The sequence below is a fragment of the Bengtsoniella intestinalis genome, assembly GCF_039719005.1.
GTDB lineage: Bacteria > Bacillota > Clostridia > Oscillospirales > Oscillospiraceae > Oscillibacter > Oscillibacter intestinalis.
In genome coordinates this window covers 293,992-316,921 of record NZ_CP133584.1, presented here as the reverse complement: position 1 = coordinate 316,921, position 22,930 = coordinate 293,992, and the positions used below count along the sequence as shown (strand labels likewise).

The window sequence follows — 22,930 nt, the reverse complement described above, 5'->3', positions numbered from 1 at the left end:
TGTTCCTCATATTTGCCTTATTTAATGGTGATGCCAGTGTAGTAAAATTCCAAAATATCTGTAAAGGTATATCCCTGTTCAGCCATTGCTTTTGCGCCATATTGGCTCATACCAAGCTGGTGTCCAGAGCCTGTACCCACAATGGTGAAGATACCGTCAGAGGGTGCTACTGATGTGGCGGCACTTTGCAGGGTTTCTGTACCATAGGCGGTCAACACGCTAACGCTATCAGTTAATGTTGACACTGTACCAGACCCACTGAGCACCGACACCCCTATCACAGAGGACAAGGTAGAGCCACCTTCATTGACGTAGTAACTACCACCACTATACCCATTGATGGTGTAGCGTAAACTAGAAACAGATTTGTTGTAGATGCTAGAATAAAAAATGGTGCGGCACACTTCCCTACTTACCACCACGGTTTTACCGTTCACATCTACAAAGGTCACCTCAATCACGTTGCCCACATCGCTAAGCTTGGAAATATACACGTTTTCAATCAAGTCCATATCATAGCTTTTGATGTTAAGCATGGCAGTCAAGGTTTCAGCGGTATAGGTTTCGGTGTATTGATAGCTAGGAATGGTGGTCATGGCTTCGTAGGGATCAATTTTACCAACCAGATAGGGTAAATTACTACCCCACACATTGGCAACGCTTTCTGACGCGCCACCATTGGAGGCGGAGTAATAAGCTTGAATGGGTTCGCCGTTATAATACAGTGCCAGCCCAGCTGTGTTGTCTACCGCCTCTTGGATGGTGGCATTCACTGTGGGAGTACCACTGCCTAGGCCGCTGTACATTTGGCAATCTACTGTGGCGCATACATCGAAGCCTTGACTGGCGTGTTTGGTTTCCTCTAAGGCAAAGGTTCGGGCACAAACGGCCTGTGCCTCCAGCGCTGCCAATGGCCATGAACTGCTCATTTCATAGGGCAACACACCCACCACATAGTCGTCGATGTTGACCACGTTGATCACATTCACCGTGCCGTTACCATTGTTTGGGTAAGCAAACGCGCCGTAATATTGGTTTCCACGGAACCAAGTCACCGCCTTACTCCCCTGTCCGTTTGGCACCATACCAAAGGTTTCGCTCCCTGTATACGTTACCAAAACAGTCCCAGAACTGGTATTGGTCACCGTGATGTCAGTGGAGCCAGAAGGACTCATGGTGACAGTGGTGTCGGTGATTTCACCCAAAGCGTAAAACACACGGTCACTATCAAAATATCCATAGGTATAGCCACTGCCGATGGAATTTTCTAAATTGGCAGAAGACATAGCGGTGTCGCTGTATCGCAGACCTACATATAACACATCACGGTCAGTTGCACTGACAGTCATGGCAGACATTACAAAAAATGTCACAACAGTTAGTAAGATAATCCAGTATTTTTTCATGCAACCTCCCAGTGGTATAATGGCGTAAAATCTGCTACAATAAACACAAATGTCCATGATGGAAAAACAAATTTAGCGCCAAGACAAATCCTTATCTAAACTATTATAGTATACATTGGTGTTTTTTTCAACTATAAATTGTAGAAACGGTAAACTTTTTGACGCATACAGGAGGAAACAATGGAAAACAAACAATATAAAGTAGGTGTCATCGGCGCCACAGGTATGGTGGGGCAACGGTTTGTGTCCTTGATGGAAAACCACCCTTGGTTTGATTTGGTGGTGCTTGCCGCCAGTAGCCGTAGCGCAGGTAAAACTTACGAAGAAGCTGTGGGTGCACGCTGGGCCATGGAAACCCCAATGCCTGCGGCCGCAAAGTCTTTACTGGTGATGGATGCTGATTTGGACGCAGAAGCCATCGTGGATCTGGTGGACTTTGTATTCTGCGCTGTAGACATGGCGAAAGAAGATATCAAGGCTCTCGAATATCGCTATGCTAAGCTAGAATGCCCTGTGGTGTCCAATAACAGCGCCCACCGTTGGACAGATGACGTGCCTATGGTTGTGCCTGAAATCAATGCCCACCACACTGCCATCATCGCTGACCAACGCAAGCGTCTTGGCACCAAGCGTGGATTTATCGCTGTGAAATCCAACTGCTCTTTGCAAAGCTATGTTCCTGCTTTGAACCCTCTGAAGGAGCTGGGGCTAGAACAAGCTTTGGTCTGCACCTATCAAGCCATCTCTGGCGCTGGCAAAACCTTTACCACTTGGCCTGAAATGGTGGATAACGTCATTCCCTACATTGGCGGCGAAGAAGAAAAATCTGAAAAAGAACCTCTCAAGCTGTGGGGTCACATTGAAGATGGTAAAATCGTCAATGCCACCTCCCCTGCTATTACCGCCCAGTGTTTCCGCGTGGCCTGCCAAGACGGGCATATGGCTGCTTGCTTCATGAAATTTGCCGAAGGTAAAAAACCTTCTATGGAAGAGATTATCGAGCGTTGGACCTCCTTCCGTGGCCCTGCTCAAGAGTTGGAATTACCTTCCGCTCCCAAGCAATTCCTCCACTATTTCGTGGAAGAAAACCGTCCTCAAACCAAGCTTGACCGCAACTTGGAAAAAGGCATGGCTGTGTCCATCGGTCGTCTCCGTCCTGACACCCAATACGATTACAAGTTTGCTTGCCTGTCTCACAACACCCTTCGTGGTGCCGCAGGCGGTGCAGTTTTGCTGGCAGAACTGCTGTGCAAACAAGGTTATATGGCTTAATCGTCCAACAAACAACACGACAGAATTGCGATGCAATTCTGTCGTGTTTTGTCGTTAAAACATACCATCAAACAGGTTGATTTGACTGGTTTCAGGCAGACCGGCAAAAGAGCCCAAGTCTTTGAGCTGTTCAATGTGGGTTTTAGATAGTTTGTTGCAGCAAATGGAATACTCTTCAATGGAAATAAACGACTTCCCTTTCCGTTTTTCCACGGTGTCGCAGGCCACAGCTTCCCCCAATCCACGGACGGAGGTAAACGGTGGCAATAAGCCGCCTTCCACCACCTTAAACTTGGTGGCCTCTGACTCGTAGATATTTACCGTTTCAAAGGTAAACCCACGCAGATAAAACTCATAACACACCTCTAGTGTGGTCAGCAAATCTTTTTCCGTGTTGGTGGCCTCTTTGTTGTTTTCAATTTGGCGAATCTTCTTTTTCACCGCTTTCATCCCTGCGCAACAATACTGGGCATCAAAGGCCTTAGCACGGATGGAAAAGTAGGTGGCATAGAACGCCAAAGGATAGTGCACTTTAAACCATGCGATACGGAAGGCCATCATAACATAGGCCACGGCATGGGCTTTGGGGAACAGATATCCGATTTTCGCCAAGGATTCAATGTACCACTGGGGCACGTTTTTGGCCTGCATGGCTTCCAGCCAACCATCTTCAAAACCGCCCTTTTTCACCTTGCCCTTACGAACAGATTCCATAATTTTAAAGGACATTTTAGCATCTACACCCATTTGGATGAGATAGAGCATGATATCGTCACGACAACCTACGGTTTCTGCAACGCTGGCCGTGCCGTCCACAATCAATTCGCGGGCATTGCCCAGCCACACATCGGTGCCGTGGGAGAACCCAGATAGACGTACCAAGGTGTTGAAATCTTTAGGCAAGGTATCCATCAACATCCCACGGGTGAAGCGGGTGTTGAACTCAGGAATGGCCACAGCCCCAGTGGGGCCAAGCACATCGTCATTTTCATAACCTAACACCTTGCTGGTTACAAAAATTGACATGGTTTCAGGGTCATCTAGCAGGATTTCTCGGGCATTCACCCCAGTCAAATCCTCCATCATCCGCACCATAGATGGGTCATCATGCCCCAACATATCCAACTTGAGCAGGTTGTCTTCCATGGCATGGTATTCAAAGTGAGTGGTGATGGTTTCGCTGTCCTCCGCGTCAGCAGGACGCTGCACAGGGCAGAAATCTTCCATATCCATATCATCAGGCACAACCACTAGCCCACCGGGATGTTGTCCTGTGGTACGGCGAACACCCACGCACCCTTGGGTCAAGCGGTTTTCCTCGGCACGACAAACACTCATGGCATTTTCTTCTAAGAATTTTTTCACAAAACCGAAGGCAGTTTTTTCTGCCAAGGTACCGATGGTGCCAGCACGAAACACTTGGGTTTCTCCAAACATTTCGATGGCGTGGCGGTGGGCACGGGCTTGATATTCCCCCGAAAAGTTCAAGTCAATATCAGGCACCTTACCACCCCCGAACCCAAGAAAGGTTTCAAACGGGATGTCAAATCCGTCTTTCACATAAGGTATCCCACAGATAGGACAGTCTTTGTCTGCCATGTCTGCCCCACAACCATAGGAACCATCTAGAATAAACTCTGCTTTTTTACACTGAGGGCAACGATAGTGTGGTGGCAGAGAGTTCACCTCGGTAATGCCTGACATATAAGCCACCAAGGACGAACCCACTGACCCACGAGAGCCAACTAGATATCCGTTTTCCAAGGAACGTTGCACCAGTTTTTGGGCACTCATATACACCACGTCATACTTGCCCAAAATCCCTTTGAGCTCGATGTCTAGACGCTCGGTGATCAGCTTATCAGGATTGTCGCCGTAAAGCTCATTCACTTTATCCCACACCAAAGTATTCAACTCTTCCTCAGAATTTTCAAGGCGTGGAGGGAACAAATCCTTAGGCAATAATGGGAACGATTCCACCTGCTCAGCAATGGCACGGGTGTTGGTCACCACCACTTCAAAGGCTTTTTCTTCCCCCAAATAGGCGAATTCTTCTAGCATTTCATCCGTGGTTTTAAAGTAGATAGGCAATGGTTCATTGGCGTCGGGGAATTTTTTAGAGGCCAGCAAAATATGGCGGTACACTTCATCCTCTGGGTCCAAGAAATGGACGTCACCAGTGGCGCAAACAGGTTTCCCTAAATGGTCGCCAAGGCGGACAATGATGCGGTTGTACTCCTTCAAATCCTCTTCTGATTGCACATCACCATTGCGAATCATGAATTGGTTGTTGCACAGAGGCTGAATTTCCAAGTAGTCATAAAAAGATGCAATGCGACACAGTTCGTCCCAATCTTTATTGTCAGAAACGGCCTTGTAAAGCTCACCAGCTTCACAGGCAGAGCCGATGATAATCCCCTCACGATGCTCCATCAGCAAGGTTTTGGGGATAGTGGGTACACGTTTGAAATGCTTTAAATTGGAAGCAGAAATCATTTGGTACAGATTTTTTAGCCCCACCTTATTCTTAGCAATGAGAATAATATGCTTGGGGAAGCGATTACTTTTACTGCCCATTGGCCGTAAAGTTTCCATATCAGCATTGATCGCTTGCAACCGATGAATATCGCGCTTGCGCAGCATTTCCCAAAACGGAATCAGCATATATCCCACGGTGGCTGCATCGTCAGCGGCACGGTGGTGGTTAAATGAGGGCAAATTCAAATGGTCGGCCACTAAATTCAGCTTATAACGGCTTAAATTCGGCAACAGGTTTTGTGCCAAGATTAAACTATCCACATAGGTTGGATTGAATTCCAGACCCACCTTGCGACAACCTTCACGGATGAAACCGATATCAAATTCTGCATTGTGCGCCGCCAAAGGGCGTCCGTCCACAAAAGCTAAAAAGTCAGTCAATGCCGCCTTTAACTGGGGTGCGTCTCTGAGCATATCATCGGTGATGCCAGTGAGCCCCACAATTTCTGGGGTCAAACGACGGTTGGGGTTGACAAAAGTTTGGAATCGCTCAGTGATTTCCCCATTTTTCAGCACAACGGCACCGATTTCAGTGATGGCTTCTTGGTTTACCTTCAAGCCTGTGGTTTCGATGTCAAAGCAAATAAATTCTGCGTCTAAATCACAGTCAAAATCGCCATGAACTGCCACACGGTCATCAATATTGTTGATAAAATACCCTTCAATGCCGTAAAGTATTTTCACTTTATCCCCTGCGGCGTGCCACGCATCTGGGAAAGATTGCGCCACACCATGGTCGGTGATGGCAATGGCAGGATGCCCCATGCGGCAGCTTGTTTCACCACAGCTTTGGTATCAGTCAATGCGTCCATATTGGACATTTTAGTGTGCAAGTGAAGCTCCACACGTTTCACTTCTGCCTTGTCTTCACGCTTTGGCGCTGGAGATTTGCAGATGTTCCGTGGTGCTAGTTGCACATCTTTACCGTCCCATGTGGGTTCCATTCTCCCCTGCACCTGCACCCACATCCCTGCAGACAATCCTTTTTGTAACTTTTCCGCTTCCTTGGTGGAGATGTTTTTTTGTACCGTGATGGAGTTGGTATAATCGGTTAAATCAAAAGACATCCGCCACAAACCAGGACGTCTCGTTTCGCGGCATTCAAAAGCAAACACCTTACCACAGATAATCACCGTGCCACTTTCGATGGTGACCTCTGCCATGGGTGTTAGTTTTTTCCCTTTAATTTTTTCGCCAAAAATCACATCACCTGCGCCAATAGAATTGCCACCACCACCGCTGACAACCGTGGCAGAACCACTGGGTTTAGGGGGTGTATTTTCCAAAGTTACAGCTTCCACAGCCACAGACAGTTTCACCGCTGATAACCCATAAAAACTTTCTATGTGGCTTTTCAAAGTGGCTTGAGCGACTGTATCCAACGCCCTAGGCATAGACAGTTCTAAGTCCATAACACAGGCTTGTTGGTCAATGGTAGCCCCTAAAATTTTGCATCCAACAAGGCCTTCACGCAATGCCGCTGGCAGATGCAAATCTGCAAACATATCAAAAAATCCAATGGAATTTGCCATGGTATCTCTCTCGCCTCATTTCTTACTCTTTGGCCTATTTCTCAGCAATCTAGACGGTCAATTTCCGTCATCAATGCGTCTACAAGCTTATCTTGCGGCACCTTGTAAAGGACTTTTCCTTTACAGAATAAAATCCCCTCACCGTCACCGCCAGCAATACCAATATCTGCATCTGATGCTTCGCCAGGACCGTTGACCACACAACCCATCACCGCTACAGTGAGGGGTTTTTTACAGTCTAGCAGTCGCCGTTCCACTTCATTGGCGATGGCAATCAAATCGATATTTGTTCGCCCACATGTGGGACAGGCAATCAAGTTCACCCCACTTTGTCGCAGTCCAGCCGCTTGCAAAATTTGCTTGGCGACATAAATTTCTTCCACAGGGTCAGCCGTCAAAGTCACCCGTAAGGTATCCCCGATACCCATGCACAATAAACCACCAATACCCATGGCAGATTTCATCACCCCCATGGTGGGCGTGCCTGCTTCGGTCACCCCGAGGTGTAAAGGATAATCACTTGACTGGCTCAGTAGTGTATAGGCCTGCATGGTCAATGGCACGCTGGAACACTTGACAGAAATGGCAATGTCATCAAAATCAAATTGGTTCAATAGCTTCACATGCCCCAGTGCTGACTCCACCAGTCCTTGGGCGGTGACACCACCATATTTGGCCTTAATCTCTTTTTCCATAGACCCACCATTGACACCAATGCGAATGGGAATCTGCTTTTCACGACAGATATCTGCCACCGCCTTCACGTTCTCTGAACCTCCGATATTACCAGGGTTGATACGGATGGCATCCACACCACGACGGGCGCATTCCAAGGCCAATTTATGATTGAAATGAATGTCAGCCACCAATGGAATGGAAATTTGGGCTTGAATTTGATCGATGGCCTCAGCGGCCGCCATATCTGGCACCGCTACACGGATAATCTCACACCCCACCGCTTCCAAGGCATGGATTTGCGCCACTGTGGCGACAACGTCGTGGGTTTTTGTATTGCACATAGACTGAATAGTCACAGTCGCACCGCCACCGATTGCCACATTCCCTACCATTAACTGTTTTGTCATAGTCACTCCTTACCCCAAAAATGGAAGCAAATCTTGCAAAATTACAAACACATCTTTAAATGTAATCAAAATCCCAAGCCCCATCAATAGCACAAAGCCTACAATGGTAACATTATTCAAATACCGTTCAGGAATTTTTTTCTTAAATACCAACATTGTGCCAGCGTTGAGCACCAAGAATAAAATCCGACCACCATCTAAAGCTGGTATGGGCAACAAATTCATCACAAAGAGATTTATCGACAGCATAGCGGTGAAATATGCGATGTTTTCTAGTGCAATCCACACAGTAGCCGATGCTGTACCCACCTGTGAAATGGTATCCACAATGCCAATAGGCCCTGTCACATCCTCCACTCCAGCTTCGCCAGAAAATAGCATTTCAAAGCCAAATTTTACCATCCGTGCAAAGTTCAGGGTGGAATTCCATGCGGTGTTCACAACCCTTCCCACGGTGGCCTCTTCAATATCTCCTAAATATATCCCGTAACCTTCATAGGTGCTACCATCTTGGGCGGAATAGGTTTGATATACCAAAGGCACATCGGTGAAAGTTACTTTTTCACCGTCGCGAATTACCACAAAATCATAGCTTTCACCATCACCCATGGACAATAGCAAGGAAATATCGCTGAATAAATATACCCGTTCACCATCAATGCGGTAAATTTCATCCCCTGCTTGCAATGAAACGGCACTAGACACTTCAGGAGCCAACCCTGTCAGCACACAAGTGTAAAATCCTACCGCAGAGCTGTAAAGTCCCAGCATAATCAAAAAGCCCAACAGTAAATTCATGCCTGAGCCAGCCAACAAAATCCAAAGTTGTTTGAAAAAACCTTGGCTCAACAGTGATCGCTCATCTCTGGTTTCTTCTTCGTCTCCGTCAAACATACAATAGCCGCCCAAAGGCAAGGCACGCAAGGAATATTTGGTTTCCCCACGCTCAAAATTCCACAACAAAGGTCCCATGCCGATAGAAAATTCGGTAACACGGACATTGCAGAGTTTTGCCACGGCAAAATGTCCAAATTCATGAATGGCCACTAAAATGCCGAACATCAAAATGGCGACAAAGATATAAAACAATTGCATAGATTGGAATCCTTTCTACTGGGGGTTAATGCTGTTGTAGCACCAAGTCTCGTGCTTGACCATCGGCTTGTAAAATTTCTTCTAGCGTGGGCTGTTGCACCACGGCAATGGTATCCAATGCCAGTGCGACTAGCCGCGAAATATCGTAAAACCCGATTTTCTCCGCCAAAAACAATCCCACCGCTTCTTCATTGGCGGCATTTAAAATAGCACCGGCTGTCCCCCCTGTCTTAGCGGCACGGAAGGCCAATGCCAAGCATGGGAATACCACGGAATCAGCTTCCCCAAACGTCAACGGTGGGCAACTGAGCAAATCCAAAGGTTCTGCTATGCTAACCCCACGGTTGGGATAGGTCATGGCATAGCGGATAGGCAATTTCATATCAGGAGTGCCCAGCTGTGCCAGCATAGCACCATCTTGAAACTCCACCAAAGAGTGGACAATGCTTTGTCGATGCACCACAACATCCACTTGCTCCAAAGGCAAGTTGTACAGGTGCATGGCCTCCATCACCTCTAGCCCCTTGTTCATCAAGGTGGCAGAATCAATGGTGATTTTGGCACCCATGGTCCAATTGGGATGACGCAAGGCATCGGCCTTGGTTTTCATGGCCACAGTTTTGGTATCCAGCCCATAAAAAGGGCCACCTGAGCAAGTGAGAAGCAACCGCTTCACCTCACTGGGGTGGGCAGTACCTTGGAGACATTGAAAAATCGCACTGTGCTCAGAATCCACGGGAATAATCTCTGCCCCACAGTCTCTAGCGGCAGACATAACCAAATCCCCAGCACAGACTAAGGTTTCTTTATTAGCTAAGGCGATGCGCTTGCCTCGCTCAATAGCAGCTAATGTCGGGCGAAGCCCCACCATACCCACCACAGCGGTGACCACGGTGTCTACACCATCCAATGTGGCGGCAGCAATGAGCCCCTCCATACCACAAAGAACGGTAATATCTAAATCGTATAAACGCTCTTGCAAGGTTGTTGCCGCTGTTTCATCCATCATGGCCACCAGTTGCGGGCGGAATTCTCGCGCCTGTTGTTCCACCAAGTCTACACTTGCATTTGCCGTGATGGCGGCAATGGATATTCCCATTTCACGGGCAACCTCTAACGTTTGGGTACCGATAGAACCAGTGGAACCCAACACACAAATGGTCATTAAAAGCCACCTCCCAGTGTCATCATCAGCCATACGGCGGGCGCCACAAAGCTGACGCTGTCAAATCGGTCCAAAATACCACCATGCCCAGGCAAAAGATGCCCATAGTCTTTCACGCCAAACTCACGCTTGACCACAGAAAAACTCAAATCCCCTAGTTGGCTAATCAAACTACCCACAGCGCCAATGCTCACGATGGTGAGGAGATCTAAATATTCTCCATTAAAATAGCTGCCAGCCAATGAAATCAGCATCATACCAAAAATGCCACCAACAACACCGCCTACAGCACCTTCACGTGTTTTCTTTGGACTGACATGAGGTGCCAATTTATGGCGCCCAAACAACATCCCAGCAAACAAAGCGAAGGTATCGCTGCCAAAGGCGATAGCAAGGGGGATAAAGACCCACACATTCCCACCAGAAAGCATCCGCAAACGCAACAAGCAAGAAAGCATCAATGGAAATACCACACCAGCAAAAACGGCGGCAGACACTGTACCAAAGGGCACTGGAGTTTCTTTTTCATAGTGGGCAATGGCATAGATAAATAAGAACAGCACAAACCCAAAGGCACCAGCAGCAATCCATAAATAGCTCCCAGAGTTAAAGGTGTAAATCCAAACAGGCAAATACCCCGCCACAAACGCCACCACAAAAGCCAATGGCTTGTGGAGATAATCTGTAACAGCGTGCATCAATTCCCATGCGCCAATGGCGCACATTCCCACCACTAAAACAGCAGTGGCAATCACAGGTGCATACCCCAGCACCCAAAGCAAAAATGGAACACCAACTACAGCCACTAATACACGATTTCTCATTGGTACACACCTCTTTATCTATAATGGATTGTATAGCGAAATCACTTTACACCGCCGAAACGGCGGTCTCTTTGTTGATAAGCCACGATGGCTTGCTCCAAATGCTCGGCTGTAAAATCAGGCCAGAGAATATCAGAGAAATAAAATTCGGAATAGGCGCTTTGCCAAGGCAAGAAATTGGAAAGTCGCAGTTCACCAGAAGGCCGAATTACCAATTCAGGGTCAGGAATTTGGGCAGAATCCAAATAAGACGAGAGCAGTGCTTCGCTCAAATCCTCTGGTTTCCACTTCCCGTTCATACAGTCTTGGGCAAAGGCCTTTGCCCCACGAACCAACTCATCACGACCGCCGTAATTCAAGCACACATTGGCTTGAAATCCTGTGCGCCGTGCTGACATCGTATGGGCCTTATCAATCAATGCTCGCAATTCTGGAGAAATGGGCGTCATATCGCCAAAAAAATGTAGGCGAATATTTTCCTTTTCCATGGTATCAATGGCTTTATTTAAATAGCGCTTCAAAAGCCCCATAATAGCCGACACTTCCCCCTCTGAACGCTTCCAGTTTTCTGTGGAAAAGGCATAGACCGTTAAGTAGTCGAGCCCCAAATCACGACAATGGGTCGCGATGGTTTCAAAGGTTTGGGAGCCAGCCTTATGACCAGCTGTTCTGGGCAAACCATGCTTGGTGGCCCAGCGACCATTGCCGTCCATGATAATGGCAATGTGGCGAGGCAGGCAGTCACAATCCACCTGCCTCGCCTGTGTGACAATTTTATCTGTTGCCATCAAACTGCCATCAATTCTTTTTCTTTAGCGACCAACAGTGCGTCAATTTTCTTACAGCTCTCGTCAGTCAGCTTTTGCAAATCCTTTTCAGCGTCTTTCACATCGTCTTGGGTCAACTCAGAAGCTTTTTCCAATTTCTTAAAGTGATCCAATGCGTCACGTCGAATATTCCGCACGGCAACTTTGCCAGCTTCAGAATACTTGCGAATTTGTTTGACCAAATCTTTACGACGATCTTCCGTCAGTTGTGGGAAGGACAAACGAATGACCTTACCGTCATTGGTGGGGTTAATGCCCAAATCAGATTCTAACAAAGCCCGTTCAATGCTCTTCAATGCAGAAGCATCCCAAGGTGCAATTTGCAAAATCCGAGGGTCAGGGGTAGACACAGCAGCGATTTGTTGGATAGGAGTGGGAGAACCATAGTAATCCACTTGGATGCGGTCTAGCACAGCGGCGTTGGCGCGGCCTGCACGCACGGAGGCGAAATCAGCAGCCACAGAGTCAATGCTCTTCTCCATTTTACCTTGATAAATCTTATAATCTTCCTTTAACATATGTTACAAACCTTCCTTCTATTCAATCTTATTTTATTGGGTCACAATGGTACCCATAGATTCGCCCATAATCACACGCAAAATATTTTCAGGGTCTTTCAGCGCAAACACCAACACAGGGATGTTGTTATCCATAGCCAAAGAAGTGGCTGTAGTGTCCATAACAGCCAGATGTTGTGCCAGCACATCACTGTAAGTGATGGCATCGTAACGAGTGGCAGTGGGGTCTTTAGCAGGGTCAGCATTGTAGACACCATCAATGTTTTTAGCCAGTAAAATCACATCGGCATTGATTTCTGCTGCGCGGAGCACAGCCCCAGTGTCTGTGGAGAAATAGGGGCAACCGGTACCACAGCCAAAAATCACCACACGCCCCTTTTCCATGTGGCGCACAGCACGGGCACGGATGTAAGGTTCAGCCAATTCCTGCATAGCGATGGCAGTTTGCACACGGACTTCAATGCCTTTTTGCTCCATCACATCTGCCACGGCGAAGCAGTTCATCACGGTAGCCAGCATTCCCATATGGTCTGCACGGGTGCGTTCCATTTTGCCATTGCCGTCTTTTAGGCCACGCCAAAAGTTACCGCCACCGACCACGATGCCCACTTCCACGCCAATATCTACACATTGTTTGACAACATCGCACACATCGCTGATGACGCCGAAATCAAGGCCTGTGCCCTTAGTACCAGAGAGGGCTTCCCCACTGATTTTTAGCAGGACACGTTTATACTTTGGTTGTTCCATATTGGAAGTCTCCTTTTATACTCAATGATATTGTCTATTGTACCCTATTTTCCTCTATTTGCATAGAGGGTTTTTGTACTTTTTTAGTTTTCGTGCACGTAGGTAATGGCTTTGATTAAATCTTCCTTGCCGATACCCTTCTCTGCAGAAAAAGGAATCAATCTGTCTTCATCTGTCAATTCCAAGGTATTGGTAATCAACTCCAGAGCTAGTTCAATTTGGCTCTTTTTCAATTTATCCAGCTTATTTGCCACGATAATTTCAGGGCAACCAGTTTCACGGAACCAATTGTGCATGGTAATATCGTCAGCGGTAGGTTTGTGACGAATATCCACAATCAATACCCCTAAGGAAATGAGACCTTGGTCGTCTTGGAAATAGTTATCCATCAACTTGCCCCAGCGCTCACGTTCAGTCTTGCTCACCTTGGCATACCCGTAACCAGGCAAGTCCACCAAGTAGGCTTTTCCATCGATTTGAAAGTAGTTGATTTGGTTGGTTTTGCCAGGTGTATTGCCTACATAGCAGAGATTTTTTCGCCCAACTAAGCGGTTAATCACAGAAGATTTACCAACGTTAGACCGCCCTGCAAAAGCAAATTGTGGTTGTTGGTCTCGCAAAAAAGAATCTCGTCCAGAGGCTGAGCGGATAAACTCCGCTTTATTGAAATTTAGAGCCATAGACCCTCCTAATTGTTGTTAATTGATTGTCTCAACAGGTATCTGTTGACGACTGAGCACTACGTTGTAAGTAAGCACACTGCCCACCACGATGCAAGCCCCTAGCAAAGCCAAGGAACCAATGGTTTCATGATAAAAAATGGCCACTAAAATTGGGTTGAGCACTGGTTCGATACCAACCAGCAGACTGGCTGTTACGGGAGGTGTATTGCGCAGTCCAATCACCAAGCATAAAAAGGCCAGACCTGTCTGGAATATCCCAGCATTACCAAGCTTCCCATGATACTCAGTGAAAAAGCTTCCTCGTTGATGATATAGGGAATCCCTATCACCACAGAAAATACCGTCCCCCAGAATACTGCCAAAACGCTGTCATCCCCTAAGAGTTTGTTCAGGAAAAACACCCCTGCATATCCAAGTCCAGATACCAAGGCCATACAATTGCCCAAGGTACCACCTGCTGACAAACTGTCTAAAAAGAAGCAGATGACGCCTGAAAACACCGCAAAACACGTGATAAGATCTAATTTAGTGGGCTTTTTTTTCAGTACAAACCAAGAGATTAAAATCACGAGCACCGGTGCAGTAAATTGGAGCACAATGGCATTGGCCGCTGTGGTCAATTTGGTGGCAATACAGAAGAATAAACTTGTGCACAACACTGCCACTGCGCCGAAAAACACCCAACGATTTAGGTAAATGCGGCGGCCTGTCACAACCAAATAACCGCCAATTACCACCAAGGCGATGACAGAACGGGCGCCATTGATAGAAATACCATTCCAAGGTATCAGCTTAATCAGCAAACCACCGATACTATACAGTACCGCTGATAGAAATACAAAAAAAGTTCCTTTTTGACATTGTTTCATGGGTATTCTCGTTTCTTATGTATATATTATTGACCGAAAACAGCATCGACAGCTTCGAATGTAACCACTGGCTTTTCAGGCACTACCACATCCTCAACTTGAGGTGCCAATGCCACAGCAAACACATCATCGACAGTTTGAGCTGGAACAAAGGTGAGTGCCTCACGCACAGTTTGGTCAATCTCTTCCAAATCTGGCACATTACCATGGGGAATGATGACGGTGTGAATGCCATTGCGTTTGGCCGCCATGGTTTTTTCCTTCAGGCCTCCAATGTTTAACACACGCCCTCGTAATGTCACCTCGCCAGTCATGGCCACATCCCCACGGACACCACGACCTGTGGCAGCCGACAAAATGGCAGTGGTGATAGCAATGCCAGCGGAGGGGCCATCCTTAGGCACAGCTCCCTCTGGGAAGTGAACATGGATATCTTTGGTTTTATGAAAATCACTGGCCAAGCCCAATTCTTTGGCACGGCTCCGCAAACAGCTCATGGCCGCCTGCACAGACTCTTTCATCACAGTGCCAAGGTTCCCAGTGAGCTCTAACTTGCCAGTACCGTCCATGACGTTCACTTCCACTTCCAGCAATTCACCGCCCACTTGCGTCCAAGCCAAACCATTGACCACACCCACTTGGTCAAAGTGGTCAGTTTTCTGTTTTGTATAAGGTACAGGACCTAAAAAATCCTGTAAATTCTTATCTGTAATGGTGATTCGCTTTACATCTCCACCAACCAATTTCACAGCAGATTTACGACAAATTCTAGACAATTCACGCTCCAAGCGACGCACACCCGACTCGCGGGTATAGCCTGTAATGGCGTTGCGCATAGCATTTTCTTGCACGCGTAATGCAGTTTTAGCAATGCCATGTGCCACCATTTGTTTGGGCAATAAATGACGCTTTGCAATTTGTAATTTCTCTTCATCCGTATAGCTCGAGAGTTGGATCACGTCCATACGGTCCAGCAAAGGACGGGGAATGGTTGCAGTTGTATTGGCTGTTGTGATGAAAAACACCTGAGACAAATCCACTGGAATCTCCAGATAATGGTCACGGAAAGAGCTGTTTTGCTCTCCGTCTAGCACCTCTAACAAGGCAGATGCTGGGTCGCCACGATGGTCACTGCCCAGCTTATCAATTTCGTCTAACAGTAGCAATGGATTCATAGACCCGCTACGGTTAATGGCTTCAATAATGCGACCGGGCATAGAACCAATATAGGTTTTACGGTGCCCGCGGATATCTGCTTCATCGCGCACACCACCCAAAGAAATGCGACCCAATTTCCGATTGGTGGCTTTGGCAATAGACATGGCAATGGATGTTTTACCCACGCCAGGAGGCCCCACCAAGCAGAGGATTTGCCCCTTCCCTGTTGGGTTTAATTTCTTAACCGCAATGGCTTCTAAAATCCGCTCTTTTACTTTTTCTAAGCCGAAATGGTCACGTTCTAGCAGTTTTCGTGTAGTAGGAATATCCAACCGTTCTTCAGTGCTCACGTTCCAAGGCATTTCCAAACACACATCTAAATAGTTGCGACACACAGCGCCTTCGGCACTGCCAAACGGTTGGCGTGAGAGCTTGTTCACTTCTTTAAGCAGCAATTTCTCTGCCTCTTCAGGTAAACCCAATGCCAAAATTTTGTTGCGATACGTCCCGATTTCGTCGTCGCCACCGATACCATCTTCCCCTAACTCGTGTTGCAACACACGAATTTGGGTGCGGATGATTTGCTCGCGATGGTTACTGCTTAACTGGTCACGGACCTTCTCTTCCATTTCTTTTTCAAAGCCCATAACATTGCATTCTTTTGCCAACATGGTGTTGAGCAGTCGCAAACGTTGGAAGGGGTTTAGTTCTTCCAAAATCTCCTGCTTATCCCCGTGGCGCATGACAATATTTTGGGTGATATAATCCGCCAAATCACCGCATTCATGACTATCCATCACACGGGTCACCAATTCTTCTGGCACATTGCCAGACAACGTGGCATATTCGTCAAACAAGCTCATGGTTTGTCGCAACAGCGCCTCAGTGCGAGGACTGCGCAAAAATGCTTGGGTTTCATCACTTTGAGGAATTTCTTCTACATTGGCCTGTAAATAAGGCTCTATCTGCCACAAACGCTTCATTTGGGCGCGACAAACACCTTCTACAATCACACGACAAGAGGTTGCAGAAATGCGCAATATTTGCTTTATCGAAGACAATGTACCAATTTGGTACAAGTCTTTTTCTTCGGGATGGACAACACTGATTTCACGCTGGCTCACCAGAAAAATCAGCTGATTTTCCTCCATAGCACGCTCTAAAGCAGCAATGGAGATTTTCCGTTCCACGTCAAATGTCATATTCATATTTGGAAACACCGTCAACCCACGCAGGGCAAGGACGGGAATGTTCCAAGAGGTCTGTTCCATGGTGTATCCTTTCTTTGAAAAAAGGAGGGTGCTCGGTGAGCGCCCTCCTTTTGGTTCTCGTTGAGACGATGGATTAAGAAGCGGAGGTATTCTCCAATTTAGAAGCCTCAAGCTTCATCGTTTCTTTTTGCCCTTTATGGGTTAAAACTGGGGTGGACGATCCTTCCACGCAGGTTTTGGTAATGGTCACCTGTTCAATGGAAGGGTCAGAGGGAATGTCATACATAATTTGGGTCAAAATCCCTTCCATAACAGCACGCAAACCACGGGCACCGATGTTACGGGAAATGGCTTGATCTGCAATGGCCTCTAATGCGGCATCTTCAAAAGACAGCACCACATCGTCATACGACAATAGCTTTTGGTATTGTTTCACCAGTGCATTTTTAGGCTCAGTCAAGATGCGCACCAAATCTTCACGACCCAGCGCATCCAACGTTGCCACCACAGGCAAACGACCAACCAACTCAGGAATCAAGCCAAACTTCAAAATATCATGAGGTTGGACTTGGCTGAGGATTTTCCGTTCGTCCCGTTCTTTTTTGTTGTGAATCTCAGCACCAAAACCCATGCTCTTTTGGTCGATACGGCTTTCAATCAGCTTATCCAGCCCATCGAAGGCACCGCCACAAATAAAGAGAATGTTCTTGGTGTTGAGTTGAATGAACTCTTGATGGGGATGTTTGCGCCCCCCTTGTGGTGGCACATTGGCAACAGTGCCTTCCACAATTTTCAGCAGAGCTTGTTGCACACCTTCCCCAGATACATCACGGGTGATGGAGGTATTCTCACTTTTGCGGGCAATTTTATCGATTTCATCCACATATATAATGCCACGCTCCGCCAGCTCTACATCAAAATCAGCAGCTTGCAACAAACGCACCAAAATATTTTCCACGTCATCACCCACATAACCAGCTTCAGTCAAAGTGGTGGCGTCAGCAATGGCAAATGGTACTTTCAAAACCCGAGCCAACGTTTGGGCAAATAAGGTTTTACCACTGCCTGTGGGACCTAAGAGTAGAATATTGCTTTTTTGTAGTTCTACCCCTTCGTCGTCCCCGAGGAAAATACGTTTATAATGGTTATACACCGCCACAGCCAAAGAAATCTTAGCGCTGTCTTGGCCAATGACATATTGGTCAAGCACCGTTTTAATCTCTTGTGGAATGGGCACATCACCGGGATCGTCCAACTCCGTATGGGTGGTGTTTTCTAAATAATCTTCATCCAAAATCCCCATGCACAACTGGACGCATTCGTCACAAATCCGCACACCGGGGCCTTGAATCATACGGCCTACTTGTTGTTCATTTTTGCCACAAAAAGAACACCGCAAAACCTTTTTGTTTTCGTCGCTCATGGGTTACCTCATATCTCAGCTTCGCAATTCACTTGCGGCTTTATTAGCGCTTGGTAATGATTTTGTCAATCAAGCCAAAATCCAAAGCTTCTTGCGCTTCCATAAAGTTGTCGCGTTCGCAAGCGACAGTGACTTCTTCCACACTACGACCAGTATTGTCCGCCAAAATGCTATTCATACGCTTTTTGATGGTTTCCAGACGCTTTAAATGGATGGCCATATCTGTGATTTGACCTTGGGTACCAGCGGAAGGCTGGTGAATCATAATCTCAGCATTGGGTAGGGCAAAACGCTTACCCTTGGTGCCCGAACTTAACAAAAAGGCACCCATGCTAGCAGCCATACCGATGCAAATGGTAGACACATCGCACTTGACATATTGCATAGTATCATAAATAGCCATGCCATCGGTCACGCTACCACCAGGGCTGTTGATATAAAATTGGATATCCTTATCAGGGTCTTGCGCCTCCAAAAATAGCAACTGCGCCACCACCAAACTGGCAGTGGTAGGGTTCACATCTTCAGCCAAGAAAATGATACGGTCGTTTAGTAGGCGAGAGAAAATATCATAAGAACGCTCACCACGGCTGGTTTGTTCTACAACCATTGGGACTAAACTCATAGGGCTACCTCCTTGCAAATGGTTTTATGCACGTTCCACCATGGTACTATAAGCACCATGGTGGAAAACGTCGAATTGTCAACACGTTATTTTCTTACAGCTAACAATTTCTGGTAGTATACCCAGAATTATTCAGCTTCAATCTTGTCGTCTTTTTTGTCAGCTTTTTTAGCTGCTTTGACAACACTCACCTTAGCGCTGTCGATCACCATAGCGATGACACGAGCAGTGATGACTTGGTCAGCCATTTGTTGTGCAGGGATATATTTTTTCACAGTTTCAACATCCATGCCATACTTTTCAGACATAGAAGCGTATTCAGCTTCGATGGCATCTTCTTCTGCCACAAACTTTTCAGCTTCGATGATGGCACCCATGGCCAAATCCAAACGCACTTGACGCAGAGCAGGTTCCATCGCATCTTCGATCAGCTTGGATTCTTCCATGCCAGTCATTTGGATGTATTGGTTATAATCCATACCTTGTTGTTGCAATTGCATTTTGAAGTTTTCCACGAAACGTTCTGCTTGGGTTTTCACCATGGAAGCAGGCACGTTGCAGGTGATACCAGCGGCCACTTTTTCCATCAGAGCATCTTCCAAGGAACGCTTGGCAGCTTCTTCACGTTCGGTGGTGATTTGCTTTTTCAAATCAGCCTTCAGGTCTTTCAAAGTGTCGAATTCAGACACGTCCTTAGCGAATTCGTCGTCCATTGCAGGCACTTCTTTTTCTTTCACTTCATTGACCTTCACCTTGAACACCACGGCCTTACCAGCCAAATCAGCATGGTATTCGGTGGGGAAGGTAATGTCGATGTCTTTTTCTTCGCCAACGCTCATGCCAATGACTTGTTCTTCAAAACCAGGGACAAAGCTACCAGAGCCCAGTTCCAAGCTGAAGTTTTCGCCCTTGCCGCCATCAAAAGCCACGCCAGCGTCAAAGCCTTCAAAGTCGATAACAGTGGTGTCGCCCTTCTTAGCAGCGCGTTCCACGCTGACCAAACGGGTGTTACGGTCTGCCATTTGCTTCAAACGAGCATTCACGTCAGCAGCCATCACCTTGATTTCGTCTTGTTCAATTTCCAAACCCTTGTATTCGCCCAAGGTCACAACGGGATACACATCCACGGTGGCCTTGAAGGTGAACCCGTTTTCGGAAGCATCTTCAATCATTTCAACAGTGGGGTAACCCACAACCTTCACTTCTTTTTCTGCAATGGCAGCTTCGTAAGCGTCAGGGAAAGCAGCGTTGATAGCTTCTTCATAGAACACTTCTACGCCGTACATTTTTTCAATCATTTTGCGGGGAGCCTTACCGGGACGGAAGCCTTGGATGTTGATGGACTTGACCATCTTCTTGTAAGCCACTTCGATGGCGGCTTCAAATGCGGCTGCATCCACTTCAATGGTCAGCGCAACTTGGCTGTTTTCTAGGGTTTCGAAATTTTTAACACTCATTTTTGTTTACTCCTTCATTGATCATAGGCCATAGGCCCCATGCAATGTATTATTTTATCATATTCTCTTAGAAAATGCTATAGTTTTTTCCATTATTCACAGATTTTTTTCAAAGAAAACTCCATTTTATCCGCGGAAATCAAGGAAAACTCTGTGCCGTTGTATGCGCACTCCATGGCGCGACGAATAGTGGGGCCGTGGAGGTGTCCATAATGGCACTCTTTCACCTGATATTCCTGCAACAAACGAAGGATTTCAGGGCAGGTATACCCTTGGTACAGCGGCGGATAATGGAGGAAGCATAACTTCTCCTTCTCCCCTGCCGCTTTCAGTGACGTTTCAAGGCGCATCACCTCGCGATTCATCACCTTGGCATCTTGGGCTTTCTGCTCTTCTTCAAAAAACCAACCACGTGTACCGCAAATGGCTTTATCTTCATAGAAAAAGCAATTGTTATGGAGGATTTCTAAGTTTAAAAATCCTTTTTCTTGGAAAAAGCGGTTCATTTTTGCCGCCGTCATCCACCAATAATCATGGTTGCCTTTGAGTAAGATTTTTCGCCCAGGGAATTGTTCGATAAAGCGGAAGTCCGCCTCTGCTTCCTCCAGAGAAATCCCCCAAGAGGTGTCCCCTGCCAGCACCACGGTGTCGTCCTCCGTCAAGACCGATAAGCCTTGACCAATCCGTTCCACATAGTTTTTCCATGCGTCACCAAAGACTTCCATAGATTTGTTAGCTGTCAGGGATAAATGTAAGTCGCCAATTGCGTATAATGCCAATGATATTCTCCTTATGGCTTTTATCAAATGGGGACGGGCGACCACAGGTCACCCCTACAATGGCAAGTGATGCCATCTATTCCCCATTGTATTGCAAATTATTGCAAGAAATTGTGTACCACGTTGTCCATTTCGGCTTTTTCCACGCTCAAATCGAAACGGCGTTCCTTCCCACGCAAAGCGGCCAAACGTGCAGGCACAGCCACGCCAGTCAAAGCGTACATTTGGTCGATCAGCGCCATGGAATCGGTTTCTGGGGTCTCGCCCAAAGCAGAGAGCACGTTGTCCCCAAACTTATAGGGAGAAGCGGTGGACACAAAGACGGTAATGGTCTCATCATTGGTGGCCTTGCGGTATTGTTCCATCACGTTAACAGCCACAGCGGTGTGGGTGTCAATGAGATAACCACGGTTTTTATAGTAGTCGGCGATGGTGGTGAATGTGCCATCTTCATCGCAGTAACCGCCCCAATATTGGTCTTTCAAAGAAGCCAAAATGCCATCAGACACCGTGTACTTCCCTTCTGTGGCCAGTGCGGTCATATAAGTGCGAATCAGGGCGTCATCTTCCCCAGACAAGTCGAAAAGCAGACGTTCCAAGTTACTGGAAATCAAAATATCCATAGAAGGGCTGGAAGTGGTATGGAAGGGACGATTGCGGTTATAGACGCCGGTGTTCAAGAACTCGGTGAGTACGTCGTTTTTATTGGAAGCACAAATCAGTTTCCCAACAGGCAACCCCATACGCTTGGCATAGTAAGCCGCCAAAATGTCGCCAAAGTTACCAGTGGGCACGCAGAAATTCACCTTGTCACCCATGGCGATGTCACCAGTTTTGAGCAAATCGCAATAAGCGGAAATGTAGTACACCACTTGGGGCAGAATACGACCCCAGTTGATGGAGTTGGCGGAGGACAGGAAATAACCTTTGCCTGCCAGCTCTTCACGTATGGTTTCGTCAGAGAAAATACGCTTCACACCGCTTTGAGCATCATCAAAGTTGCCAACCACGGCGCACACGCCCACATTGTCTCCTTCTTGGGTAACCATTTGCTTTTCTTGCACGGCAGACACCCCATCTTGAGGGTAGAACACCATGATTTTGGTTTGAGGTACGTTGGCGAAACCTTCCATGGCGGCCTTGCCAGTGTCACCAGAGGTGGCCACCAAAATGCAAGCTGTTTTGGTTTCGCCAGTTTTTTTCAATGCGGCGCTGAGCAATTGGGGCAACATTTGCAAAGCCATATCTTTGAAAGCACTGGTGGGGCCGTGCCACAGTTCCAAGCAATGGGTGTTGTCGTCCACTTTGCGCATAGGCGCCACAGCGGTGGTGTCATATTTGTCGGTGCCGTAAGCGTTGTTGGCAAAGCCCAACAGCTCATCATAGCTATAATCAGTTAAGTATAAACCCATTACTTTTGCGGCACGGACTTGGTAGTTTTCTTGTACCAACCCTGTGATAAAAGCCTCATCAATTTGGGGAATCGCCACTGGGGTCAACAAACCACCGTCACGGGAAAGCCCCATTTTCACTGCCTCTGCACTTTCCATCCGCAAAGCTGTATCTCTTGTACTGTAGTATTTCATAATTGTTTCCTTCCTTGAATCAGTCTACTTTTTATATCGCTTTTTTACAAATAATATCACACAAATGCACACAATTCCCACCAGAGCAACGCCCATGGCAGGTGCCAATATGTCAAATATGGTTGGC

20 protein-coding genes are annotated in these 22,930 nt (G+C 47.0%); 1 reads left to right on the top strand and 19 read right to left on the bottom strand.

The features are described from left to right. Positions 1-17 precede the first annotated feature (17 nt). Positions 18-1,406: a SpoIID/LytB domain-containing protein gene (locus RFF05_RS01615; RefSeq protein WP_409968689.1), complete on the bottom strand. Its 1,389-nt coding sequence runs from the start codon at positions 1,404-1,406 to the stop codon at positions 18-20. Between the two features lie 180 nt (positions 1,407-1,586). On the opposite strand from RFF05_RS01615, the gene asd reads away from it, so the two are divergent. Further along, on the top strand, positions 1,587-2,678 hold the full coding sequence (asd, locus tag RFF05_RS01610; protein WP_409968688.1) for an aspartate-semialdehyde dehydrogenase: 1,092 nt from the start codon (positions 1,587-1,589) through the stop codon (positions 2,676-2,678). Positions 2,679-2,732: 54 nt separating this feature from the next. Here the strand turns inward: asd and RFF05_RS01605 are convergent, their stop codons facing one another. The 18 genes from RFF05_RS01605 to thrC all read right to left on the bottom strand — a co-directional run bounded on the left by RFF05_RS01605 (position 2,733) and on the right by thrC (position 22,803). Then, complete coding sequence (locus RFF05_RS01605) at positions 2,733-5,981, bottom strand: PolC-type DNA polymerase III (protein WP_409968687.1); 3,249 nt, start codon at positions 5,979-5,981, stop codon at positions 2,733-2,735. Next, a complete protein-coding gene (locus tag RFF05_RS01600; protein WP_409968686.1) occupies positions 5,897-6,748 on the bottom strand; it encodes a hypothetical protein in 852 nt (283 codons plus the stop codon). The genes RFF05_RS01605 and RFF05_RS01600 overlap by 85 nt, the downstream gene beginning before the upstream one ends. Positions 6,749-6,789: 41 nt before the next feature. Then, positions 6,790-7,833, bottom strand: a complete 1,044-nt coding sequence (gene ispG / locus RFF05_RS01595) for a flavodoxin-dependent (E)-4-hydroxy-3-methylbut-2-enyl-diphosphate synthase (protein WP_409968685.1) — start codon at positions 7,831-7,833, stop codon at positions 6,790-6,792. Positions 7,834-7,842: 9 nt separating this feature from the next. Then, the gene (locus tag RFF05_RS01590) at positions 7,843-8,928 is read right to left on the bottom strand and encodes a M50 family metallopeptidase (RefSeq protein WP_409968684.1); all 1,086 of its coding nucleotides are present in this window, start codon (positions 8,926-8,928) and stop codon (positions 7,843-7,845) included. Positions 8,929-8,953: 25 nt separating this feature from the next. Continuing rightward, positions 8,954-10,093: a 1-deoxy-D-xylulose-5-phosphate reductoisomerase gene (locus tag RFF05_RS01585; protein WP_409968683.1), complete on the bottom strand. Its 1,140-nt coding sequence runs from the start codon at positions 10,091-10,093 to the stop codon at positions 8,954-8,956. Then, positions 10,093-10,917, bottom strand: a complete 825-nt coding sequence (locus tag RFF05_RS01580; protein WP_409968682.1) for a phosphatidate cytidylyltransferase — start codon at positions 10,915-10,917, stop codon at positions 10,093-10,095. Before RFF05_RS01580 ends, RFF05_RS01585 begins: the two co-directional genes overlap by 1 nt. Before the next feature lie 41 nt (positions 10,918-10,958). Beyond that, entirely contained in the window at positions 10,959-11,705 is a 747-nt protein-coding gene (locus tag RFF05_RS01575) for an isoprenyl transferase (RefSeq protein WP_409968681.1), read from the bottom strand. After that, positions 11,705-12,262 carry a ribosome recycling factor gene (gene frr / locus RFF05_RS01570; RefSeq protein WP_409968680.1) on the bottom strand — a complete coding sequence of 186 codons (558 nt, stop codon included), beginning with the start codon at positions 12,260-12,262 and terminating at the stop codon, positions 11,705-11,707. Before frr ends, RFF05_RS01575 begins: the two co-directional genes overlap by 1 nt. Positions 12,263-12,295: 33 nt before the next feature. After that, on the bottom strand, positions 12,296-13,012 hold the full coding sequence (pyrH, locus tag RFF05_RS01565) for a UMP kinase (RefSeq protein WP_409968679.1): 717 nt from the start codon (positions 13,010-13,012) through the stop codon (positions 12,296-12,298). 83 nt (positions 13,013-13,095) lie between these two features. Continuing rightward, positions 13,096-13,692, bottom strand: coding sequence for a ribosome biogenesis GTP-binding protein YihA/YsxC (gene yihA, locus RFF05_RS01560; RefSeq protein ID WP_409968678.1), 597 nt, complete (start codon positions 13,690-13,692; stop codon positions 13,096-13,098). Between the two features lie 18 nt (positions 13,693-13,710). Next, positions 13,711-13,917, bottom strand: coding sequence for an EamA family transporter (locus tag RFF05_RS01555; protein ID WP_409970061.1), 207 nt, complete (start codon positions 13,915-13,917; stop codon positions 13,711-13,713). Continuing rightward, a complete protein-coding gene (locus tag RFF05_RS01550; RefSeq protein WP_409968677.1) occupies positions 13,914-14,564 on the bottom strand; it encodes a DMT family transporter in 651 nt (216 codons plus the stop codon). Before RFF05_RS01550 ends, RFF05_RS01555 begins: the two co-directional genes overlap by 4 nt. Positions 14,565-14,590: 26 nt before the next feature. Continuing rightward, on the bottom strand, positions 14,591-16,993 hold the full coding sequence (gene lon, locus RFF05_RS01545; RefSeq protein WP_409968676.1) for an endopeptidase La: 2,403 nt from the start codon (positions 16,991-16,993) through the stop codon (positions 14,591-14,593). 73 nt (positions 16,994-17,066) lie between these two features. Beyond that, positions 17,067-18,356: an ATP-dependent Clp protease ATP-binding subunit ClpX gene (gene clpX, locus RFF05_RS01540; RefSeq protein ID WP_409968675.1), complete on the bottom strand. Its 1,290-nt coding sequence runs from the start codon at positions 18,354-18,356 to the stop codon at positions 17,067-17,069. Between the two features lie 43 nt (positions 18,357-18,399). Beyond that, on the bottom strand, positions 18,400-18,981 hold the full coding sequence (locus tag RFF05_RS01535; protein WP_409968674.1) for an ATP-dependent Clp protease proteolytic subunit: 582 nt from the start codon (positions 18,979-18,981) through the stop codon (positions 18,400-18,402). Positions 18,982-19,109: 128 nt separating this feature from the next. Next, the gene (tig, locus tag RFF05_RS01530) at positions 19,110-20,438 is read right to left on the bottom strand and encodes a trigger factor (protein WP_409968673.1); all 1,329 of its coding nucleotides are present in this window, start codon (positions 20,436-20,438) and stop codon (positions 19,110-19,112) included. A 92-nt stretch (positions 20,439-20,530) separates the two neighbouring features. After that, positions 20,531-21,217, bottom strand: a complete 687-nt coding sequence (locus RFF05_RS01525) for a metallophosphoesterase (protein ID WP_409968672.1) — start codon at positions 21,215-21,217, stop codon at positions 20,531-20,533. Positions 21,218-21,315: 98 nt separating this feature from the next. Next, positions 21,316-22,803, bottom strand: a complete 1,488-nt coding sequence (gene thrC, locus RFF05_RS01520; protein WP_409968671.1) for a threonine synthase — start codon at positions 22,801-22,803, stop codon at positions 21,316-21,318. Positions 22,804-22,930: the final 127 nt, after the last annotated feature.